Source organism: Aestuariibaculum marinum (assembly GCF_014596975.1).
In the GTDB taxonomy this organism is placed as follows: Bacteria; Bacteroidota; Bacteroidia; order Flavobacteriales; family Flavobacteriaceae; genus Aestuariibaculum; species Aestuariibaculum marinum.
This window is the reverse complement of sequence record NZ_JACVXD010000003.1, coordinates 45,494-69,366: the sequence shown is the minus strand read 5'-3', so window position 1 is coordinate 69,366 and position 23,873 is coordinate 45,494. Positions and strand designations below refer to the sequence as shown.

The following is a 23,873-nucleotide window of genomic DNA, read 5'->3' as shown; positions in this document are numbered from 1 at the left end:
TGTTGTGATGGATTCCGTATCAATTGGGGAATGACACTGTAGTGTAAATTGAGAAACGTGAGTCGTGAAGTGTTATGGTGTTGTATATTGTTTAACAACTAGCACTTTTAATTTTTTTACCAAGCATTACTGTCCTCTAAAGAAAATAACGGTGGTTAAGGTTTTTATCATGATATTAATATCTAAAAACAAACTGCGGTGTTTTATATAATACAGGTCGTATTGCAGTTTTAATAAACTATCATCTAACGACGAACCATAGCGTGTTTTTACCTGAGCCCAGCCTGTTAACCCGGGTTTAATCATATGACGGGTTTCATAAAACGGTAAGACTTCCGATAATTGCTTTACAAAAACGGGACGTTCAGGTCTAGGACCTATAAAACTCATATCTCCCAATAGCACATTAAGAAACTGCGGAATTTCGTCTAATCTGGAATGTCTTAAAAAACGTCCGAAAGGTGTAATGCGGCAATCGTTTTTAACCGCCCAAACCGCACCAGCGGTTTCGGCATTTTTCACCATGGTTCTGTACTTAATAATTTTAAATACCTTACCATTTAGCCCCACACGTTCCTGGGTATAAAATAACGGACCGCGATTCCCTATAAGGTTACCAAGTATAATAAATGGTACAAAAACTAAACTCATTACCATACCAACAACAGATATAACAATATCAAACACACGTTGAAAAAATCGATATAACCGGTTTTTATTATTTCTACTGAAGGGAAAATATTTATAAAAATCTTTACCAACAAACTGAACAGGCACCCGATTGGTCATATCTTCAAACACCTGCGTGTACTCCCGAACAGGAACTCCTGATTCCAATACCGTAATTAAGGACTGATACACATCTGGCGTAATGGTATCTGGTTTATAATTAACCACCACAATTTCCATAATGCCTTCTCGCCTAACAATTTCAACAATCTCATCAGTTTGATATTCTATAACACCATCAAACGTTAAGGATGCTACTCTATCGGATTCACAGTTAACAAAACCTGAAATTTTATAATTCGGATCTGCTTGTTTAAAAACATCAATAATTACACCCAGATTAGACGTTTCCCCAACCACCAATACTCTTTTAAAAAACCGCGGCGATACAATAAAGGTTAAATACATCCAGCGCCATGCCAGCAAAGCAAACAGTATCGAAAAATAGAAGTAGAGAATTTGCAATCGGTTATTCGGAAGTTCCGGTGTAAAGAAGGGTGTTAAAAAATAAAACAACACGGTTGTGGATACCGTAAAAACGATACTGGTGAAAATCTTATCAAGTTTACTGGATTTCTGTAAATCGTAAAGTTCAAAAATCGTCCCAAAAATGCTAATGTAAAGGATGAGCACAAACACCCAGCGCCAGCGTTCTTCAGAAATCGTAAAATAGTCAAAATTAAAGGTGCTGCTTACAAAACAGAGCACAAATAACATGGAAGCAACATCAACCAGACGCAATAACACCCTGCGCTCCGAAATATTAAAATGTACTCCCCCTTTGAACATTTTTTATGTAGGAAATGATTTGAGATTGTATAAAGATAGAAAGTTTATTGAATTGAAACCACTTTAAACCAACAAACTAATCCACAACCCTTTAACAATTTCCCAATCATACTGTTCGACCTTTTTACGTGCATTTAATGTGATTTTTTTTGTCAATTCGGAATCATTTTTTAAACACATAGCCGCTTCCACAAAAGGTTTCACTGAATTCGGTGGTACCAGCATACCGTCCTGTTCATTTTCAATTAAAAATGGTAAACCACCAACATTAGTAGAAATCACCGGCAAGCCTAAAGCCATCGCTTCAATAACACTCACCGGCATATTATCGAAATTCGTGGTATTGATAAATATATTACACTGTTGTGATAATTGAATCCAATCTTGCTTTTCCAATTTACCTGTAAAATTCACGGTAAGCCCCAGTTTATCAGCATAATCTTTGGCCTGTTGTAAAGTTCCGTCCTTATCCGGCCCTACCATGGTTAAGGTTGCTGATTGTCCAGCACCTTGTAATGCTTTTAAAATATCAATAGCTAATAAGGGATTATAGGTTTTATCGAAAGCACGTACCCACAGGAGGTTCATAGCTTCTACCGTTCGTTGCTGAAACGCATAAGCCCCTAAGTTGATGCTATTGGGGATATTTAAAATATTGGAATAGCCTTCATGCTCAAACTTCGACTTTAAATACTGGGATGGTGCGACATTTTTAAACGCGTGATTAAAAATCGACTGGCACATTTTAGGATTTCTTATTAACCTGTCCGGCAAATTCCCTCCATGTAATATTGGAATATATTTTAGATTCCACACCCTGCACAACAGGCTAACAACAAAGGCATAATAAAAATTAAAAGTACTGTAGGTATCTATCAACACATAGTCAGTAGACTTCCGGTGTTTTACTACCGCAAAAACCATATCCCAAAACCGAAGTGCTTTGTTCGATTTATTTGATGCATAATGTACATGAACCCCTTCACCCTCTAACAAAGGTCCCAGAACATCAATGGACGTGACCGTCGCTTTGGTGTTATTTAATTTGTTCCCTATGTAAACGAGGTTGATCATGTTTAATATGTAATAAACTTAACGCATAAATAAACGCCGGTGCAGCGATACGCATAGAAGAATGGTTTATGGTTAAAAACCAGAAAAAGTAAAACGAAAAAAACAACACATTACTTCTATCCACTAATCGTAACAACAACGGGGTAAAAAGCAATATTAAAAACGCCAGTATCCCCAGCAAACCATGCTCTGCAACAATTCGACTCATTTCGTTATGAGAAGCCGCCTGAATACCAGTTTCCTGAAACCTAATATCTTTAATCCTCCCTACACCAACCCCTAAAAACGGGTTTTCAAAAAACTCAGCGATTTCTTGTTGGAATAAATATACACGTCCTGTGGTTATATCTTCCTTTTCTACACCTCTTACATCCTGATTAGCGTAGCGCTTATCAATAAGTCCTTTCGTTTGGATGGACGAATACACCCAGGTCCCTAAAATTATACCCGAAAACAATACTAAAGACACCAGCATATGGCTTCGCTTACTCTTATTCATAAATCGAAATTGAAAGAATAAAAAACAAGCCAGCATAATAACTGCGGTTAACACACCTCCTCTACTGAACGTTACAACGGCTCGAAAGGAAAACAGCAATACAAAAAACAGGTCTACGTAACGCAGTAACCGTGTATTACTAAACACAAAAAATCTTACAGCAACAAAAAAGGCGCCTAACCCCAAAACCGTAGCTACCTGATTTGGTCCAAATCCTCCTGATGTGGCAAAGTTAGACCCCGTACTATACACCACTTCAGATACATTTGGGTTAAAAAATATAATATAAAACAACAGGCTAACAAGCGGATATATAGCCGAATTTATAACGCGTTCTAATTGATATTTTGTTATACTCACCCCAAAACAAAATAACGCCGATATCCCCAAACATACAGGACCGCTTAAATTAAATGCTACAGCTTTCCTTAAGTTTACGCTCACATTTAAAGCGTACATCGACACATAAATCCCCGGAATAAGCAGCAGTAAATAAAACACATACGGAATCGCGTAGAGTCGGAACCCTTTGTAAAACAAGCCCATCCCTGCAAACAAAATAACCAGATACTTACTGGCTTCATAAAAAAACGTGCCATGATTCATTCTTAAAAACACCTCAGCACCAACAACATAAGCACAAGCACACAACACTTCTAAGCTTTTATCCTTTTTAGGTGCATTAATGATTCTAATAAGAAAATAGCCGACAGCGGATAAAAAATAAAGCTTCGCCAGTCCTTCACTAAAATAAACAAGAGCTCCTATAATAACATGGAGCAGTATTAAATGAATATGTTTATCCTTTAGTCTCAAAAATTTATTTATAACGAGTCTCTAAAAAGTAAATATATAACTTCTTTTAAAACTCTATTACAGCTTAGCTAAAACCTCCTTTAAAATGCGCTGATTATAGTGTTTATATGAAAACTGATGATAAAATGGCCCCTGCTGAGTTATCAAACTCTTGAATTTATTTATATCCATGTTTATACATTCTTCTAATTTTGAAACTAAACAGGCTTGTGTTAACTCCTCTATTAAAACACCATGTTTACCATTTTCAATATATTGACCAATAGCAGAAACATTAGACACCACAGGTACACAACCGAAATTTAACGCTTCTGAAATCACTTTCGGAAACCCTTCCGATTTTGAAGGCAGCACGATAAAATGACTTTGTCTGTAAATATCATGAAGTTCATGTCTTGGCAGCGTTCCATGGTATGCTACAGAGACTCCGGGTATTATTACATCATTTTTCAACCCATCATCTCTCATTTCTCCCACCATATGGACCGTATCAATACGGTCTTTAAAGTCTTCCGGTAATGCATTTAAACTTTCTAAAAATAAATCAAAACCTTTAGCAGCTTCCAATCGCCCGACAAAACACAATGCTAATCTTTTATGATTTAACCGCTTTTCTCTACGAACAAACATCCCGTCCCGAAGCTCTTGTTCTGTCAGACAAGGGTTTTCAAAGGATATGCAATGCTTTGGTTGATTTTCCCAATGTCCATTAATCGTCACTTTTCTGTTTTGGTTAGTCAGTAACCATTTCTGAAATCTATATGCTAAAGGTGCGTGTTCTTGTTTCCAGTTTCCGGCATATTTAAACCATCCCGATTTAGAACAAAAAAACATTAAATACGGAATAACATATACCCCCATCCCAGTGGGCGCTCTAAACTGAAAATGCGTACTACCCTTCAAGCTATGCCGAATGGTTCTTAAAATTTCCGGAGCCTTTAAAAGCACTTGAAATTTATCTTTTAAACTTTTCCCACCAACAACAGGTAGCGCAATAAAACGTATCGCTTCAGATTGATAAGGCAATGCGCTGGATGGCACTTCTGTATCATATAACACCGCAACATGAACAATACTGTCAAAAATATCCAGTAAATTATTAATCTCCGTCACCGTCGCTCCAAACCCCACCAGTTTACCATCTGCATTTCTGTAGTGCTCGGTATGTGAAATGATGGTTAACTGTTTCATGGCAATAAAGCTATATACTGTTTAACTATACCATTCCAATCATGCCCTTTAGCCCATTGTTCTGCTCCGTTCCTATAGCTTTCTTTATTCTTTAAAATATCATCTATGAGTCTCTTTAAGGCTTGGTAATCGCCTATGTTTATAAGTCCTCCTGATTGTCCTGTTGAAATGGCCTCTTCTACCCCGCTACCATAGGCTCCAATGGCAGGAACACCCAAAGCATTGGCTTCCAATATGGCTATTCCAAAACCTTCAACATCGCCTTTTAAACCGTTTTGACTAAGCATAATAAAAATATCGCTTTCACTCAGATAACTTTGTAATAGGCTCTGCTCCAAAACACCATGAAAAGTTACATGATTATTCATTTCTAGTTTCGCTACCAATCCCTTAATCCCATTTGTGTTGTCATCAATGCCTACACAATGATAATGTAAATCTGGAAAAGTTTTTAAAAGTTCAGGCAATATGCTTACCACATTCTTTTGCCCTTTTCTATCACTAATTCGGCCTACTGTTATTAGTTTAGGAAAACCCTTTAATCTGGTTGTATTACTTTTTACATTCTGCCACTCCTGCAAAACTATACCGTTTGGAATAACCTTTACATCAATATTTAATGAATCCATTAATTGCTTCGTAAAATTTGAAACCGCAACCACCTTATCAAATTGTTTTAATGCCTGAAATACCCGTTTTTTTGATACCCGCGAAGGTAAATTAACTTCAGTACCATGAACCACAGCCAGGCTAAACCGGTTTTTAAACAAGTTACAAAAAGCAACATTCCACAATGAAAATTTACCAGAAGCAATAACGGCATTTACAGATTTCATTAACTCAAAAACCTTAACCACTCTGTTTATATACATTACCGTTCGTATAGACTGCTTCTTTATTCTGTGTACGGTAAATACTAAAGTTTTATCAAACTTCATTTCTTCCTCTCCCGTCTCCGATCGCTCATCGGTAACCACCGTTATTTTACACCCTTCATTAACCAAGGCTTGGGCAAGGTTCAAGGCATGCACACCTATTCCGCCAGGCTGCGGTGGAAACTCTGAAGTGACTAAAAGGATACTTTTCATCTAATTAAATCCGACGGCGTTACAAACTCTATTAATTGTCCTGAAGCGCCTAATACATCCATGAAATTCATAAAATTATCTTTAGATTCTATCTTATTTTTCAATGATAACATGTAAGGATGTGCGCTAATTGTGTATGTTTCATGATTTGTTGATAAAATATGATCTATTACTTTCTGATCAAAACCTGGGTAGTGATTTTCCAAAACTAAAAAGCCTTTGTAGTTTAAAACCCTTCCTGTAATATTTTTTTCTTTTAAATACTTTATCCTAAACCTATTTTTATAAGAGACTCTAACCCATCGATATTTGTTTTTCTCCAGTAATTTAATTAGCTGCCCTGTGTCTCCCATTTTAAAAAATGGAAACAACCCTCTATCTCCTAAACTATATGCGCCTCGTTTTATCCAAGTCATAGGTCGGTTATGCGGCGGAACAAATCCTAGTACGTTCTGGTTTTCCGCAATAGTATCCTCCAATATTTTTTTGCTCCTTCTCAAGCTTTTGTCAATTTGATCTTCCTTAAATAATGGTATCCATTCATGTTTCCAACTATGCGAAGCTACTTCATGCCCTTCATTAGATATACTTTTTATTAGTTCAGGAAAACTATAAGGATAGACGCCCTTTTCAGCGCAAAAACCAGTAATAGCGAAACAACATTTTATTTTTCTATCCTTTAATTCAGATAAAAGCCACTTAACATTATTAATTTCAGATTCTAAATTCGAAAAATTATAATTATAAGGATATGTCGAATTTACCTGCCCTACAGGTCCATCAAAATCCCAAATTAATACAATCTTTTTCTTCACGCCTTATTAAATATTTTCGTCTGAATCTAAAAGTGTGTAATAAAACTTTTTTCCCTTTAACGCCTTCTTAATAGTTTGATTTGTGGTATACAAAACAACTTGTGTTAATGTACGAAATCTTACAAATCCAAAAAAAGGTAATATTTGCGAAAGTTTCCAATTATTAGAAAAAAACTTAACTCTCAAAATAGGTGATGCTTTATGTTTAGAATAGATAAAATGAATTATTTCAAAAAAACACCTAACATTACTACAGTTAAAATCTGTTATATAGTAAATACGACCATTAATATAACCTGAAAAATAAGTATTCTCATTTTTAACATAACATTCTATACCCTTATAGTAAGATTTAAAAGAGCTAAATCTCCAATCTAAAAAAGATTGATCATAAACGCAATAAATAAATGTATTAGAATCTCTTTTTATCAAATTTACATACTCCTTATTATCAACTCTATTAAACCCTTCTTTTGAAAAACACCTAATTAAATAGAGAAAAGGATTATAAATGAAATTTAGGAAACCATTGTCTATTTCTTTTAACTTTAAAACTTCTCCTATTTTTATTGGAAATACAAATTTCCTAGGTCCGGAAATTGATACATAACCATTATTAAGCATAGATTTACTTGCTGCAAAACTAGGATCACTACCAATTGTAACTGATGCCTTTTCATGAGCAGCTTCATACAATTTAGAGGCTACGCCTTGTCCCCGAAAAGTTGTCTCTACCATTAAATCGCAAGCCCATTGTGCATCATAAACTTTATCTTCTACGTTTAAAAGACAAGGAATTATTCCAAATTGACCAATAACCTTTCCTTCATTTTCTGCTATTAAAAACGAATCTAATTTTGAATGCTCTTCCCCGCGAAATTTCCAATAAATATATTCAGGGGTAAATCGTCTCTTTTTTTTCCAAAATCTTTCCGCGAAACTTTTATGATTCATTTCCAGATCTTTAAAATAAGATTTTATTACCACCATATGCCATTATTAATTTTATGGGTAGATAACCTCCATGATATTAAAATCTGAACTAAAACAAAAGGCAGAAACAAAGGAATTAAGCAAAATGAAATTAGCTTTAGCACTCTACTTTTTTTAAATCTGTAAGAAACTAAAGAAGGCATTACACTTTGATATATATAATAAAGTGTGTTGGTTTTTCCGAAATATTTTCTGGAAAAATATAACACACTTGGTACTGGCCTTGGACCAAAAAGTTTTTTAGGGCGCCAACCATCCCAACTTCCCATTTGCCTTAAACCACCTTGTGATGCTTTTAAATGAAGGCGTTTAGCCCTCGGATTCGAAATGTTTTTAAATCCCGACAGATAACATCGTAATCCAAATTCACCATCACCCATGCGCTGTCCTTCAAACTGTCTATCAAATAAACCTACCTTTTTAAATATAGATTTTTTAAGCATAACATTTCCTGTATCCAATTGATCACTCCAACGAAAATACTTATAATGCTTAGGTATTTCTGCTCCCACAACACTTAACGAAACTCCGCTTGATAAATCTGCCTTAAAAAAATCAAGTGTTTTTAAATGCGCCTCTATCCAATCAAATTCAACTCTCGAATCGTCATCGTATAAAAGTATATATTCTCCTTTTGCAGACGCTATAGCTTCATTTCTGGCTCTCCACAACGCTTTTTCTTCTTGAAACCAGTACTTCAAATCGAAACCCCATCCTGAATAAAAAGCTTCTTTAAAGTCATCAGTTTGATCCACTACAATAACTTCAAAATGCTTATAAGTTTGTGCTTCCAGATCTGCAAAAACATCTTTTAAATACTCATAACGGTTTAGGGTTGGTATAACGATAGATACCAATGGTTTTTTAATTATTAAATCGCTGCTAAAACTATTATACGTATCATGCCTTATATGCTCCTTATAAATATCTAATCGCCTAACGTGTTTCGTTTTTATAAACGCCATTAGCTCTTTAAAAGGATTATTAATTAATAACACTCTTACAAACAGAACATAAAAAACCCATGCTTTGTGATAATACTTTCTAAGAAAACAATATTCGTCCTCTATGGGTATATCTGCCTTATGCCATATATCAACGCCCTTTTCGCCCGATGTTTTAATATAACCCATTTGAAAAGCTCTCCAGGCAAGTTCTCGCTTTTTGCCTTCATGGCTAATAAAATTAGAATCTACACTTAACGATACATTATCTTTATTTAATAAATCTATTGTAGGGAAATAAGCATAATCTGTTTCTGGTTTTAAATTAAAATACCAGATGGGTTTTATATACTTTATAAAATGAAATATCATTTAATTATTTTGAATAATGCCGGAAACTGTTAAAAAGAAACCTTTCATCCTCAACTTATCTTCCCATAGCTTTCTATTACTTTCACTTAATACTTTTAAGCTTTCCGCTGTTAATTGACTGTGAAAAGATAGTACTTTTTCAGCAATTTTATGCTGCTCGTCTGGTTCAATCCATACCACATGATGTTTCCAGTCAATCGTATCATTTAAAGGCAAAAAGCCATCGGTATGGATATAAACTGGAATACGTCCCATCATTAAAGTTTCATAAAAACGTACCGAAAAATTACCACCTCCACGAACACACAACACATACTGAGACTCCAGTATATTGTTATAAAACTCCAGGGTGGTTTGGTGTCTATCCTTTCCATGAGTCACTCCTGCACGATACTGTGCTCTTAAAATGAATTGATCGGCGATCGCCTCAGAATGTGCTAACCGTTGTAATAATTGAGCTCGTAAATGTGAGGTCGGTACTAAAGTCTCTGGTTCGTAAAAACTTAACCCCGTTAAACTTTTCAAATTAAAGCAGCCTTTCTTTATCACATCCAAACCAGCCTGTATTTTAGAGCCATTAGCCTGTCCACAAAACCCCACCAAAGGTTGTTCTGAATATGTTTTAGGTAAATAATTATCTAAAAGGTTATTTTTTAAAAGGTAATCCCCAATAAACACCGGCATGCCTTTATGATTGCTTCTGTGTTTTGACTGATACCCCCCCAAACGAAACACGACAACATGGTCATCCTCCGGATGTTTTACCCCATGGTCACCCGATATAAACGACCAGACTTTTTTACCAACTACTTTAGCCTGTTCTATAAACTCAAGAGCTACTGGAAGTTGTTTTGTGCTTAGATAATAATTCCAGGACATTGGTAAGATACAAACTTCCGCCTCCTGAATATCATCGACAATCGTAAAATCCTGATCAGAAACCCCATACATAGCAACACGCTGGGCATCAGTAAAGTCATTTCCCTTAACAAAAGGCTTCAATAAAGGAAATACCTCCGACCGGTGATTTTTATCGTAATGTGACTTAGGGTAATAAATAGTCATAAACCTACGTGGTATAAAATTCAACAAACGCTTGCTGCTGTTGTTCTAAACTAAAATGAGTTTTAACACGTGACCCAGCCTGTTTCTGAATATTTTGTTTTTCCTTATTTGATAAACCTAAAACTCTTTCTATAGTATTTGCCATCACCTTTGCATCGCATATTGGAGCTAAAAACCCTGTCTCTCCATCTAATATATTTTCTCTTAGGCCTCCACTATCAAATGCTAGAGTTAATTTCCCTAAACCTTGTGCCTCCAAAACAGCATTACAAAACCCTTCAATTAAGCTGGTTTGCACATATAATTCAGCCGATTGTAAAGCTTCAAGAGTCTTTTTATGACTTAATTTTCCGGAAAACGTTACATGAGCTTCCAACCCTAATCTATAACGCTGATATAAATAACGCTCTTCCGCTTTTTGATCTCCGCTTCCTATAACTTCCCAAATAAAATCCAATTGCTTATCTCTTAATTTAGCAGCCGTTTCCAACAAAATATCAATTCCCTTTATATAATGTAGCCGGGCAATGGTAACAATCTTAATAGGTTTATTAATTGCGTTATTAGTCTTAACAGGAAGAGCTTCTGTTTTTATAGCTGGCGTTATAATTCTAAAGGTTTTATCCTTGGGCAAACCCAGGGCATAGGCACGATCTAACAAATCGTTAGAAATACTGTGTACTTTATCGACCTGCTCCCACAATAGCTTATAAACTTCTTTATTTTTTAACGGATACACATTAATATCATAGCCTCTAAAACTCACGCCCATTTTTGCTTTTATGGCTTCAGCAACCAATTCCCGTTCTATAGCCATGGTGGCAAAACCAAAATGAAGCCAGTTTACTTTAAGTTTTAACAAGGTGGCGTTGATATACACCTTTTCAACAATACGTTTCAAAGTTGTTTTATTCTTACGTTCCAAACGTATATATCTAAAAACCTTCGCTAGATGTGGCAATAAACTCAATCCCACTATTATAAATGCGGCACTCTGTCTCCAAACCGATGTATACACCTTTGGGTGTCTTTTATGCTTACAATCGCCAAATGTCTCAGTATTTGCTCCTGTTACTAAAATAACTTCATGACCACTCGTTTGTAAGCCTCTTATTTTCGACTTAAAAAAAGTTTCAGAATAACCAGGAGGGTTAGGCAGTATTAAGGCTATGTGCATAAACTAATGTACTCTATGATAATGGTGAATTTTAAAAATATCTAAATATTTATTAATAACCGCATAATCGTCTTTTAAAAACGGGTCCGCTTTCATTTTTCCGCTAATAACATGACTTTTAGGATGGGTTTTACTTGATGGCACACGGTAAATAGCTTCAATATGATTAACCGGAGTCATACCATAAGTTTCACAAATGGCTTTAAATAAAGTAATATCATTTACAATATCTTCATACTTATAAATATCCAACGGAGCTGTTTTCACACCTAAAAAAGGTATGGAGTTTTCTATACACCATCTAACACACAAGGTTTCCAATTCGGTTAATCCATTAAGTAATCTGATATCTAATCCAAATTCATTTAAAATTAAATCACAAAGGGTATCCTGAGATTTAAAATAACTCAAATCATACAACCATGGAAATTTAACGCGCATTTGAGAGGCTAAAACATCATAAGGATTTCTAATAATAAATATTGTAGGTATTGAAACGGTAGTATTAAAATAGTCTGCCAATAAATTACACCTCACAAATTTTATAATGAACTTCTTAGGTATGAATGGCCATAAATGTCGTTTCCAGTTTCGATTACTATGTTGTGCCATCCAATCGTTATCAATACGATTTCTAAACACACGTGTTAAATACCTTTTAATTTCAGGCTGTTGATTAGCTTCCGTCACAAAGCGATCACAAATTAGCTTACCTTCCTCTGTATTAAACTCGTGCTCGGGCTCAAATAGTAAACGGTAACGGTATTGTCTGGCTATCAATTCGGTTAACCAACTGGTACCACTTCGTGCCGATCCCAAAATAACCAGATGCTTATTGTAGACCATAGTTAATTAATTTTTCATATAGTTGGCTATATAATTTGCCCTCATGTTCCACCGTAAAACCTTGAACATTCTCAACGGCAGCCTGCTCTTGCTCTCTATAATAATTAGTATCATTTATAAAAGCCATAACATCATTCACAAAATCACTCATATTCTTGTTATCAAACACCTTTCCGCCCTTTTCTTCTTTAAATATATAACGCGAACCCCCTCCCGAATCTGAGCACAATACAGGCAAACCACACGCCAATGCTTCAAGGACAGATACAGGCAGCCCTTCTTGATGAGACGCCAACACAAACAAATCGTGCTTATGAAACACTTTTGGCAAGGTTATATTATCAACGAACCCCTTAAAATATACACGGTTTTGTAACTTGTATATATTAACCTCATCTTGCAATAACGACAAATACTGCATTTCAGCACGTCCATACAAATAAAGATCTACGTTTTCGGGTAAATGCAATAAACTACGTATCAAAAACAATTGGTTTTTATTTGGATTTATATTCCCCACACAACACATACTAAACCGTTCCTTTTCACCTCTGCTTTTTAAAGGTTTAAATACCGAAGTATCTATACCGTGGGGAATAAAACTCACCTTAGACTTTAATACCTTATCATTAAAAAACTTGATTTTCATATCGGGGTTATCGTAAGCAATATGGTGACTCAAAACACTTTTTAACCACCACCGTTTAGACCAGGCATTATTCTTCTTAGTATACAAATAAGGTACTCTAGCAAACCTGGCACCCAGAACCTCAACAAATTCGGACTTATAATCCCAGGAGTGCACCAAATCGATTTTATTTTTATGTAATATCTTAGAAAACAATCGAACATCTTTTAACAAATGCCCTTGTCTTGGCACATGAATAAATTGCGATTCAGGAATCGCTTCAGGTCTTTCATCCGGAAACTTTTCTACCGCAACAAACCATTCAAAACAGGCGTCATCTAAAACCTTCAGTAACGATAATAAAACATACTGACTCCCTGCCGTTTTAAAATTTGGTATGGTAAAAAGAATCCGTATTTTTTTTTGCATATTACTCTCCAAAACTATTTCATAAATCTTCTTTCAACATTTCGTTCAATTCTCCTTTTCGCCAAACACTTAACACTAAAAGCATATCTAAAGGGTGCGCATAAGTAACCGACGCTTTACTTTTAAAGCTACTATAAATCTGTTGTACGGTATCTGGTCCTACAAACTCTAAAAACCCCTCATCAAACACATACTCCCTTAAAGCTTCATCATTCGTTTTTCCCAAAAACTGTAACTCCCAGTTACGTTGTATAAATTTACGTCCCATCACCTCGCCTAAAGTTCGTTTCATTTTATTTGTTATTCGATACGGTAAATTTCTAGGTGCCGTATTATTTTGATAATTACACAAATTAAAAGGTTTTTGTGCCTGCCACATAACTTTTGCCAACTCAGGATTCCGTTGCTTAATATATGCTATCTGTAATTGTCTATTGGCCAGATGTTTCTCCGGTAATTCACAAATAAAACGACACATACGGTCGTCGTAATAGGGTAAGTTTACCGGATGTACCTCCTGAAACACCGATAAGTTAACGCTGGTCCAGCGTGGTGCCCAGTATAGCGATTTAAACGCTCTTATTTTGGCACTTGTATTATCAATATCAATACCGTTTAATAACACCTTTAGTCGGGCTTTTAAATAGGCTTCAAAATCACCATGCAATCCCCATTGTTTCCATAATAGTTTAGCGAGCACCAATCCGCTAGGCTTAACGATTTTTTTATAAACAATGTCTAGAACAGATAAAGACGCCTCGTTTTGTTTAATGCCGCTATCAAATAATACGTCTCCCCAATGCCCCAGACTAAATTCGCCCTGCATCTGCTTTAATTGAGATAAAACAGCCATCTGTCTGGGCGGTGTAAAATTCGTATAACAATTATTAATTCGTGACAGTTCATTTATATTTTTCCATAAATAGCCTTCCGGAATTTTAAATGCCTGAAAACGAAACCCACATACTTTTGCTATATCTTCCGCTATGTTATGTTCGTTAAAGCCATTTGTAAAACTATAAGAATAACTGGTAACATCGGCTTTTAAATGAGACAAGGCTACAGCTTGAGTGCGACTATCTAATCCACCAGATAATGGCAAAATAACTGGTGCTTTCAACGATTGTGTTTTTATTATATCTTCAAACAAATCGGTATACTCCTCTAATGCGCTTTTTAAGGATATCGATCGGGGACTATAATGCCAATTAAAATAAGTATCCTCCTTTAAAATATGGTTGTTTTCATCTAAAGTATACTGTTTCCCTGGTTGCAATACACACTCGTCTTTGTAAAATGCATCCTCTCCTAAAAAAAATCCCAACGCGACATACACACACAGGGCTTCTTTATGGATGTCATGAGAAACACCCTTGCGCCTGGCAAATTGTTGCGTTATGGGAATGATTGGCGTTTGTATATGATTCATGCAGGTTCGAAGATACTTAATTTTCATTTTATAAGCCCATAGTCATGACTTATTATCATTGGTTTTTTAAGTAAAATGTCCGGCTTAGCAGAGTCGAAGCCCGATTTTGAATACCCTGATGATGACTGGTAACAGATTAGGATAAAATTGAGACTTGAAACGTGAGACCTTAGTCATCTGTTGTCGGTTATCGCGCTTAGATAAATGGATTCCGCATCAGGTGCGGAATGACAGTTGGGTGTGACCCTTCGATCCTTCGGCTTAGCTCAGGACAGGCCGCGCTCAGTGTGAAAAAACATGAATTTCACATATAAATATTGTCAGTCTGAGCATCGCCTGTCCTGAGTTCATCGAAGGGTCGAAGACCAATCAATCTCCCTTACCAAATTGTGTATAATTTTTAGAATATTGAACAAGTTTGTCCCATTCCTTATCAATTAATGCCTGTTTCTTCCTTCTGCTCCAACCCTTTATTTGCTTTTCTATTTTTATAGCCTCGTCAGGAGTTGTAAATTTTTCGAACCAAACTAGTGTAACAGGTCGTCGCGTATAAGTGTAAGCCTCTATATTTTTTCCTGATTGATGTTCAAAAAGGCGGCGCTCTAAACTGTTCGTTATTCCTGTGTAAAATGAATCGTCTCTACACTTTAGAATGTAAACAAAATACGATATCATGCTATTACTAAACTTTATTACTTAACACTTCGACAAACTCAGTGTGACAAAACACATATTTTCTATAAAAAAACATGGTCAGTCTGAGCTAAGTCTGTCCTGAGTTCATCGAAGGGTCGAAGACCTGAGCATCGCCTGTCCTGAGTCTATCGAAGGGTCGAAGACTCATCAGATCCACCAAATTCTTTATAATTTTAAAAATCCTGAATAAATCTGTTCTAATCACTAATCCCATCAAAATAGTTTTGTCCTTCTCTATTTATCAAGACCTCTTTCGGTTTTGTAATGTTTACAACCGCTGACTCTCTTCTCTTTAAAACATTAAACAAACGGGTTTTATATAAGGCGCTCAAAGCCTTAGTATTAAAATGAATGTTCTGCTCGTAATAATCCTTTAAATATTCAATATCGTAATCAGGATCATTTACCAATTGTATCCAGAGTTTTTTTAAAGGCTCAATAGCATTACCGCTTAAAAAGGTATCTGCACGATTCTTAAAATTTTTATACTTCTTTATAAAATCTTCAAAATCGTACAGGTGATAATGCAACACATGCCCTGCCACTTTTATTTTGGGAGGCTTACCATTTTGCATCACATACCGGTGTACATTATAAGGTATCACGTCCCCATTAACATTAATGGCCGCCTTGCCCATAGTATGCCCCAACCAGTATGAGGTTGTTAAGCAAGACTTGGTGTAAGGGTTATACACTTTTCTATAAAGTCTGTCTAACCGACTACTAAAGTTTTTTTGTCGCTTAAATAGCGTTTCTTCAGCCATCACATGGTTATAAGAAAGTTTTCTACTAACCACTTCTAAAACCGAGAACTGAATCACATCGTAGTGCTCTGTTACATAAGGACTAAAAAAGTCCGTTAAAGCTTCCGCCCCCATGTTATTGGTTAAAAACAACTCATCGGCATCCAAAGAAATCAACCAGTCAATACCGTCCTGCTTGCACTTTTGCAAAGCATCATACGTATTTAAACATTGTCTTGCGGTATGGTGTTCCGAGGCCTGATCATGAAACTTTTTCAAAACATGTTGCCCCTGATAAGTTTCCGGAGTCACCGAAGGCTCAACAACCACCTGCTGTAAATCAGCTACGGTCGCCTCACTGCCATCTGTAGTCCCGTCTAAATAAATATAAATACGGGCAACACCTATACCTAAGTGGTACAAGACATTCTGGCGCAGCAATCGTGCTTCATTTTTAACGGTTATAACCAGACCAATCCTCATAACTTACAAAACACTATTATATAATGTTATCATACCATCTACCATATCTTCTACTCTGTGTTGCTGTTCCACTTTTATACGTGCCCTTCGTGTTAATACATTTAAATCTTCTAAATCTAGGGTTTTCACTTCCATTATAGCCTCTGCCATAGCTTTGGCATCCGCCACAGGTACTAGCCATCCTGTAACATCATCCTCAACTAACTCGCTAACACCGCCACAATCGGTACTAACCACCGGTGTTCCTAAAGCCATCGCTTCTACGGCTACATTAGGCAACCCTTCTTCCGCACTGGACACCAATAATACATCGGCACCCCTCATTTGGTTATAAACTGCTTCCTGTGACATTTTCCCACTTAACGTAACATAAGTATTTAACCCGAGTTCATGAATTAAAAATAATAATTCTTCATGACCTGCTCCTCCTATTATCGTATAATGAAAATCTACACCTTTAGCTTTTAATACAGCGCAGGCCTTAATGGCAGTAGGGTAATCCTTAATCCAGTGCGGACGTCCTACGGACAATAATTGTATCACGCCCTCTTGTTTCGTCCGAGCCGTATAAGGCACTCTTTCTAAGTCTATGCCAGTGTAAACCACAGTATCTACGCCATTTTTAGGAGTTCCTATGTTGTTACCTTTTTGACTTATAGCCTGACTAACCGAATGCAAGCCGTCAAGTTTCGGATATAAATGCTGCAAATACACCCTATTCTCAGCGTCAACAAACGGTCTCACATTAATATGAAACCCACGCTGACTTAGCACGACTTTAAAATCAGGGTTTTCTAAATGAGGTTCCAACCAAGGTAACAAAGAGGGCCACTGCACATGTACCACATCAGGCTGTATAGTTTTAAATACGAATTCTAAATTCTGTGCTTGTAAATACCTTTTATTTCCTTTAAATATAGATACTATTGTTTTAAAAAAAGTCCCAATGCCCCCATGCTTTAAGGCAATCTTTAAGCTGGTTAGCATCAGTTTTATTTTAGATTGATTGCTCCCTAAGGATTGGTACACCACACCTTGAATTGGGTAACGATTCAATTCCTGAAAGCCAAGTACAGTAACCTGATGCCCTTGCCCGACTAAGCCTTGCATCAGTCGCCTGATAAACGTCGTGGTTTCAAAAGACCCTTCGAAAATGATGATATGATATTTGTTTAGAATCAAATAGTTTTTTAAATCAATAATTATATTTTTTTATTCGATTATAATCGGGCAGGTTTGAATTATCAATTTTTAAAGACTTAACAAAATCTTCAATTAATTTATCTTTCTGTCTTTTTCTTCCAAAAATGGCTAAATGAGCCCCTATAATATATTTTTTATACTTTTTGGAAATTAAATGGTCTTTCCCATACGGAGTCTTTGCAATTCTGTTATAAAATCTTAAAGCCTCAAGCTTTTCTTTATCAAAAGAAATGTTTCTTTTATCTTTTACAATAGATTTTTTTATTTCAATATTTAATTTAAAATAATCTAACAAATCTCTATAAAAAAAACTGGGTTGACACTTTAGATCTTCATAATAAAGCACTTTTATTCTGTCTTTTGTAACATGGCTTTCTATATAGCTATAATAAGAATTATATCGCAAATAACTTCCTCTTGAAAAACTTAACTGAGAATCTTTCCTATTTAAAAAATTATACAAATCTGCAGTTCCCCCTTTTTTTAAATATTCAGCATACATACTTTTTACAAAATCATTTGGGTTTCTAAGTACCAGAATATAATTTGCATTAGGGAAAAATGCATTTAATCTATCAAATATGGTTTTTCTATTGAATGCATCTTGCAATGGAAGTCCTGAAAACTGTTCTTCACATAAAGTAAGCAATTTATCGCTAAATTCTTCTTCTACCAATGCTTTACAAAATAATGATTTTGCAGTGATTAAGTTATAGGTTAGGTCATTTTCTCGAAGTATATATTGATTGAAATCAGCCAACATTTCCTTACTTCTAAGTTGCTTATAATTAAATTCCGGGTGGGCAGGATAAAAACTCCTTTGAAAAAAAGTAGTCGCAGTTTTATGAAGTCCTAAATGTATATATATCCTTTTATTATCAATCATACCTGTTTATAAAGTTTCAACAATTCTTCAACCTCCGTATCAACACTAAATTTACCCTTAACTTTATTGTTATGTAGCATTAATTCCTTAAAATCTAAATCTAAGGCTTTTAAAATTGCTTCATCTAATTGTTCCATTTTCGCAACATTGAATACTATACCATTTTTCTCATTAGTAATTATTTCTGACATACCTCCAACATTACTTATAACACATGGTAAATTATGAACCATAAAATCTATTAATCCATTTGAAAGTGCTTCCGATATGGAAGATTGTATTGCAATATTATATGTTTTATAAACGGTTTTTAATTCTGAATTATCTAAATAACCTTTAAAAGAAACTAAATTTTCTATACCTAATTGGTTAACTCTAAACTTTAAAAAAGTCTCCAAATAACCTTCTCCATAAATATCTAATTTAATTATATAACCCCGTTCCTTTAATCTACAAATACTCTCCAATAAAAACACATGACCCTTTTCCCAAACCAATCTTCCTACTGATATTGCTTTAATTTCATTTTCCTTTTCATTACTAACTTTAATGTTAAAAGCGTCAGGATTCTCAATTCCTCTATAAATAACTTTTGAAGTTAACCCGTATAATGAAAACAATCTATCTTTTAAAAAATCACTAATACAATGTATAGTATCTGCCAATACTAATTTCTCTTTTAACTCCTCTCTTTTGCATAAATCATGGGTGTTTACGGCAAGGTCCTTTCCTCTTAAAGTAAAAACTATTTTCACCTTCTTTGCTGATAAAAATTTGAGAACCTCAATAGGAATAGCATGAGCATGATGTATATGTAAGACATCCAACTTACAATAAAGTAAACTTGTCCATTTATAGTTTTCTCTTTTTGTTAGTTTATTTGATAAACTTCTAAAATTGGAATTCTGAATATATAGGACTAAAAACTTTAAAACAACTATTAATTTGTTCTTGTAATTTGAAACAATAAAATTTATATGCTGTAAGTGTTGTTTATAGGCGTGACAATAAACAAAGTAGTCATTTTTATCATCTTTTTTTGTTAGATTTTTAATTAATGTAGACGTAAACAACTGATTCTTGTCTCCATAAACATTTAATAAATGACATATTCTTTTAGGCATCAGATAAATATGATTTTATTTGTCCAACTTTATTTCTGGTATAATTTTTAAAATTTAAAACTTTATATTTTAACCTTACTGACATCGATAATGGGATGCCTAAATAATTAAAAGTATCATAAACTTCTTTGCAAGTAAACTTTAAAAGCATGCTCGAAACATCTCCTTTTTTATTTAACTCTGCTAATTGTTTTTTTAAATCATCAACAGTTAAATCTGTATTTTCGCTTACAGTTTGCAAGTTCAAGTAAGTCTTCCCTCTAACAAGCCCCAAATGGAAACCGTGCCAAGGTCTTCTATTATTCATTATCTTGTTAGGATCAAAGTCAAATGCACTTTTACATAGATGGTACAAGACATTTTCATTCCTTTCAGAGATCTTTAATATTTTATTTCGATAAACTGCATCGTTTAAAAATTCATTTATTACCGGTTCCATTTTTTCATAATAAGGTTTAACTTCAACAAAATGCAAACCAGTAAGTCGTTCCGATGGACTTTTCAATCCATCATTAGGCAAGGGCCTTACTTTGTTACTAAAAGGCAATGACGATTGTTTAGCTTGTTTTAAATGAAAATCAAATAAATCATAACCTTCCTCCAAAATCATAATATCTACATCTCCGAAATAAATAACATCAAAATTTTTAAAAACTTCTAAAGTTAAAACATGTCTCAAAGTTTGCTTTGCTGCTCCTCGGTGGTTTATTTCATCAAGCCAAGAAAAATCTTTCCCAACATTTTCATATAAAAACACATTTTTATAACTATTTATTAATTTCTTAAAATCTTTTGAAAGCTCTTCACTGTATAATATTATAACACTTACTGTTGGATAATATTTACTTACACAGTAAAGGTAATAAGGTATAAACCTATAATAATTCCCATATACAAATGAACAAAAGGACTTTTTCATTTAATATATTTAAGATGTTTATAAAAAACATAATATCGTCCAAACATAAATTTGGATATAACGGACAAATAAAAATAGACTACTTTCAATTTAAAAACCTTAAACATCTCTTTATGAAAAGTATAGGATAATTTAATTTCTGATTCATTTAAATAACTTTTTACACATTTTAAAAGGGTATATTCATTAAATATTTTAGGTATTATATAATGCCTATTTAATTCATTATAATTTACCCAATGTAAATCAAATGAAGTAATCCAATAATGCGATTTATCCACCTGTCTTTTTTTTCCTATCGATATTTTATGAAATCGTTTTAAAGTTAAAAACTCATCTACTTTTTTTAAACTATTAGTTTCCAATAACAACTTACATGAAAAATTAAATTCTTGTCCTGATTTAAGCACCTCATTAAAACTAATTTTTTCAGCTACACTACGTTTTATTATCATATCATTAGTTACCCAAGTAATATGTGTCATTACAAATGACAAAAAATTAATATCTCCTTCCGAATAGTTATAACCATAAGATTTATTATTATATCCATTTTTATTAAAGTATTTTGTTTTGCTCATTACAAAATCAACCTTATTATCTAATAGGTAAGTTAACTTTACTTCAAGTTTCTCAGGAACCATCAAATCATCATCATCAAACCATTGTATGTATTCCCCACTACTCAACTCAAACCCATAATTACGCGCAGCATTTCCTCCTGGCAATCGATTTTTAGGTCTATGATGGTATTGAAATCTAGAGTCCTTATCTATATAACTTTGCAATACACTAGCCGTGTTGTCAGTACTACCATCATCAACCACAATACATTCCCAGTTGGTATAGGTTTGTGCCAACACACTATCTAAAGTTTCACCTATTAAATGTGCACGATTAAAGGTTGGAATAATTATAGAAACTAAAGGATTCCCTTGCATATTCTTATAAAGTTATAACAAATTAAAAATATCACAATATAGAATCCTTTGTTAAATTACTTAAAAATAAGTCCCACTCCTTAGACACATTTGTTGCGTCATATGCTTTCAATAATGTCTCTTTGTAACTATACCCTTTATCTAACAATTGAAATCCAGAATATAGTGCCTCTGTAACTCCCTTAACCTTGGTAGTATTAAAAACAGGAAAATCGAACAACTTTAAAACCTCTCCTATATTTCCTGTTTCAGGACCAATAACTATTTTTTTAAAACTTATTCCTAAAAAAACATTCCCTGAATTTAAAGTATTAAACCTCGGAATTAAAACAAGATCTGCAGCAGACATATAAAGTGATAACGCTTTAACATCTTGAAAAGAATACCCAAAACAATAATCTTCAGTGTTATATTTTTTTTTAAACCATTTTTTTAATACTAAATTTACATCTAGAATTGGTTTTAACCTATAACGACCTGGAAAATCAAAAGTATAAGATTTGTTAAGTATTCTTGGCACTACAAGTAATTTATTATTCAATTTTAACCTTTTAAAAGCCTTTAAAATCATCCTTCGTTCGTTAACATGTCTTATAGCACCAGGCACTAAAACCATTTTTTTCTCTGGCTTAATACCTAATTGCAATCTAGCCTCCTCTTTAGCGTAAACTATATATGGCTCAGTATATAAAGGATGATTTATTTTATAATGTTTAAGCATGGGGTATAATGAAACATATTTTTTTAAGCTATAATTACCCATATGCACCATAACATCAACGTTATCAATAACCAAACCGTATAATGCCCTAAACCTTTTAGTCATCCCAAGATGCCTTTGTTCATTGTGTAATACATAAACAACTCTAGCACTACTTTTCCAAATAGCAAACTTCTGTTTTAAATCAAATAATTGTGCTTCAGTAGGCTCTTTCCATCCAAATAATTGTTCTGGCCAGTGTATTAAAACTACAGAATAGGGTGTTATTTCCGTATAAACGTCACCGTAAACAAATTGCCAAGAGCTATGTTTAATTATACTTTCAAAAAAAGGATTACCAGGCCTCTTAGCTGGTATTAATACTCGCTTTTGCATCAATTAAGTTTTTTTAAATTCCCTGCAATAAAGCCCTTGATTCTCGCTCTTAAAACACAGGATGGAATTCGCCTTTGTTTTATACTCTTTTGTAATTCTTTTTTAATAATGTCCCATACCACTTTTCTGGTTACCTTGTAATAATCAGAATACAATCTGGAAAGTAATAACCTGTTTCTTGTCATGTAATAATAATACAAATACCCCTTAGTACTCGATTCATGGTAAGCCAAAGCCTCTGTTAATATACCAAGCTTGTACCCTTTTTTATTGGCTCGCATACACCACTCGGTTTCCTCAAAATATAAAAAGAAATCATCTCGCATAAACCCAATCTCTTTAAAAACTTCTGTTCTAGTCATAAACACGCTACCATTAACATAATCGGCATCTAGCAACATCTTACTTGCTGGCACTTCCTTTATATGTTTTTTAAAATGCCTGTGTGTGGTATAACAGCCCTGATTTAAATATATCAATCCACCATCAGAATAAATGGTTTCAGTATTATTTCTATAACAAATTCTCGGACCTATTACCGCTACATCTTTTGTACTTTTAATAGTATATAATAACGCCTTAATACTTTCTGTACTTATTCGAATATCAGGGTTTAAAAGCAAGATATAAGGAATACTATTTTGTATGGCAAATTCAATACCTACTCGATTTCCCGATGCATACCCTTTGTTAACATCTAAAAAACGTAATTGAGAAGTAGCAATATGTTTTAATAAATGAGCTTGATCATCTTTAGTAGAGTTATTATCTACTACCAAAATCTTACTTTTACCTGCACCCTGAGTCAGCAGATCAGTATATAAAGCAACACTTTCTTTTGCCGAGTTGTAATTTAAAATTATAATTAATAAATCTTCAATCATACTATAAAAATACA

Annotated in this window: 22 protein-coding genes; all 22 read right to left on the bottom strand. The window is 34.2% G+C overall.

What is annotated here, in order from left to right; all coding sequences use genetic code 11:
* Positions 1-126 precede the first annotated feature (126 nt).
* Positions 127-1,518 carry a sugar transferase gene (locus ICJ85_RS07625; protein WP_188223203.1) on the bottom strand — a complete coding sequence of 464 codons (1,392 nt, stop codon included), beginning with the start codon at positions 1,516-1,518 and terminating at the stop codon, positions 127-129.
* Between the two features lie 63 nt (positions 1,519-1,581).
* Complete coding sequence (locus tag ICJ85_RS07620) at positions 1,582-2,592, bottom strand: glycosyltransferase family 4 protein (RefSeq protein ID WP_188223202.1); 1,011 nt, start codon at positions 2,590-2,592, stop codon at positions 1,582-1,584.
* Positions 2,555-3,907 carry an O-antigen ligase family protein gene (locus ICJ85_RS07615; protein WP_188223201.1) on the bottom strand — a complete coding sequence of 451 codons (1,353 nt, stop codon included), beginning with the start codon at positions 3,905-3,907 and terminating at the stop codon, positions 2,555-2,557. Before ICJ85_RS07615 ends, ICJ85_RS07620 begins: the two co-directional genes overlap by 38 nt.
* A gap of 57 nt (positions 3,908-3,964) precedes the next feature.
* Entirely contained in the window at positions 3,965-5,098 is a 1,134-nt protein-coding gene (locus ICJ85_RS07610) for a glycosyltransferase family 4 protein (RefSeq protein WP_188223200.1), read from the bottom strand.
* The gene (locus tag ICJ85_RS07605) at positions 5,095-6,186 is read right to left on the bottom strand and encodes a glycosyltransferase family 4 protein (protein WP_188223199.1); all 1,092 of its coding nucleotides are present in this window, start codon (positions 6,184-6,186) and stop codon (positions 5,095-5,097) included. The genes ICJ85_RS07610 and ICJ85_RS07605 overlap by 4 nt, the downstream gene beginning before the upstream one ends.
* Entirely contained in the window at positions 6,183-7,001 is an 819-nt protein-coding gene (locus tag ICJ85_RS07600; protein ID WP_188223198.1) for a polysaccharide deacetylase family protein, read from the bottom strand. Before ICJ85_RS07600 ends, ICJ85_RS07605 begins: the two co-directional genes overlap by 4 nt.
* 6 nt (positions 7,002-7,007) lie before the next feature.
* Complete coding sequence (locus tag ICJ85_RS07595) at positions 7,008-7,955, bottom strand: GNAT family N-acetyltransferase (RefSeq protein WP_188223197.1); 948 nt, start codon at positions 7,953-7,955, stop codon at positions 7,008-7,010.
* A 26-nt stretch (positions 7,956-7,981) separates the two neighbouring features.
* Entirely contained in the window at positions 7,982-9,310 is a 1,329-nt protein-coding gene (locus ICJ85_RS07590) for a glycosyltransferase family 2 protein (RefSeq protein WP_188223196.1), read from the bottom strand.
* Positions 9,311-10,375 (bottom strand): exostosin domain-containing protein, encoded by a 1,065-nt coding sequence (locus ICJ85_RS07585; protein WP_188223195.1) that lies wholly within the window; start codon positions 10,373-10,375, stop codon positions 9,311-9,313.
* Between the two features lie 4 nt (positions 10,376-10,379).
* The gene (locus tag ICJ85_RS07580) at positions 10,380-11,552 is read right to left on the bottom strand and encodes a glycosyltransferase family 4 protein (RefSeq protein WP_188223194.1); all 1,173 of its coding nucleotides are present in this window, start codon (positions 11,550-11,552) and stop codon (positions 10,380-10,382) included.
* A gap of 3 nt (positions 11,553-11,555) precedes the next feature.
* The gene (locus ICJ85_RS07575; protein ID WP_188223193.1) at positions 11,556-12,398 is read right to left on the bottom strand and encodes a sulfotransferase family protein; all 843 of its coding nucleotides are present in this window, start codon (positions 12,396-12,398) and stop codon (positions 11,556-11,558) included.
* Positions 12,385-13,455: a glycosyltransferase family 4 protein gene (locus tag ICJ85_RS07570; protein WP_188223192.1), complete on the bottom strand. Its 1,071-nt coding sequence runs from the start codon at positions 13,453-13,455 to the stop codon at positions 12,385-12,387. The genes ICJ85_RS07575 and ICJ85_RS07570 overlap by 14 nt, the downstream gene beginning before the upstream one ends.
* A gap of 19 nt (positions 13,456-13,474) precedes the next feature.
* Positions 13,475-14,884, bottom strand: coding sequence for an asparagine synthase-related protein (locus ICJ85_RS07565; protein WP_188223191.1), 1,410 nt, complete (start codon positions 14,882-14,884; stop codon positions 13,475-13,477).
* A 369-nt stretch (positions 14,885-15,253) separates the two neighbouring features.
* Positions 15,254-15,559 carry a GIY-YIG nuclease family protein gene (locus ICJ85_RS07560; RefSeq protein WP_188223190.1) on the bottom strand — a complete coding sequence of 102 codons (306 nt, stop codon included), beginning with the start codon at positions 15,557-15,559 and terminating at the stop codon, positions 15,254-15,256.
* Positions 15,560-15,777: 218 nt separating this feature from the next.
* A complete protein-coding gene (locus ICJ85_RS07555; protein WP_188223189.1) occupies positions 15,778-16,806 on the bottom strand; it encodes a glycosyltransferase family 2 protein in 1,029 nt (342 codons plus the stop codon).
* 3 nt (positions 16,807-16,809) lie between these two features.
* Positions 16,810-17,988 carry a glycosyltransferase gene (locus ICJ85_RS07550; RefSeq protein WP_241739507.1) on the bottom strand — a complete coding sequence of 393 codons (1,179 nt, stop codon included), beginning with the start codon at positions 17,986-17,988 and terminating at the stop codon, positions 16,810-16,812.
* Between the two features lie 13 nt (positions 17,989-18,001).
* Positions 18,002-18,895 (bottom strand): sulfotransferase, encoded by an 894-nt coding sequence (locus tag ICJ85_RS07545; RefSeq protein ID WP_188223188.1) that lies wholly within the window; start codon positions 18,893-18,895, stop codon positions 18,002-18,004.
* Entirely contained in the window at positions 18,892-20,019 is a 1,128-nt protein-coding gene (locus ICJ85_RS07540) for a glycosyltransferase family 4 protein (protein WP_188223187.1), read from the bottom strand. Before ICJ85_RS07540 ends, ICJ85_RS07545 begins: the two co-directional genes overlap by 4 nt.
* Positions 20,012-20,938 carry a hypothetical protein gene (locus ICJ85_RS07535; RefSeq protein ID WP_188223186.1) on the bottom strand — a complete coding sequence of 309 codons (927 nt, stop codon included), beginning with the start codon at positions 20,936-20,938 and terminating at the stop codon, positions 20,012-20,014. The genes ICJ85_RS07540 and ICJ85_RS07535 overlap by 8 nt, the downstream gene beginning before the upstream one ends.
* On the bottom strand, positions 20,935-21,879 hold the full coding sequence (locus ICJ85_RS07530; RefSeq protein WP_188223185.1) for a glycosyltransferase family 2 protein: 945 nt from the start codon (positions 21,877-21,879) through the stop codon (positions 20,935-20,937). The genes ICJ85_RS07535 and ICJ85_RS07530 overlap by 4 nt, the downstream gene beginning before the upstream one ends.
* A gap of 31 nt (positions 21,880-21,910) precedes the next feature.
* Complete coding sequence (locus ICJ85_RS07525; protein ID WP_188223184.1) at positions 21,911-22,975, bottom strand: hypothetical protein; 1,065 nt, start codon at positions 22,973-22,975, stop codon at positions 21,911-21,913.
* A complete protein-coding gene (locus ICJ85_RS07520) occupies positions 22,975-23,859 on the bottom strand; it encodes a glycosyltransferase family 2 protein (protein ID WP_188223183.1) in 885 nt (294 codons plus the stop codon). The genes ICJ85_RS07525 and ICJ85_RS07520 overlap by 1 nt, the downstream gene beginning before the upstream one ends.
* Positions 23,860-23,873 lie beyond the last annotated feature (14 nt).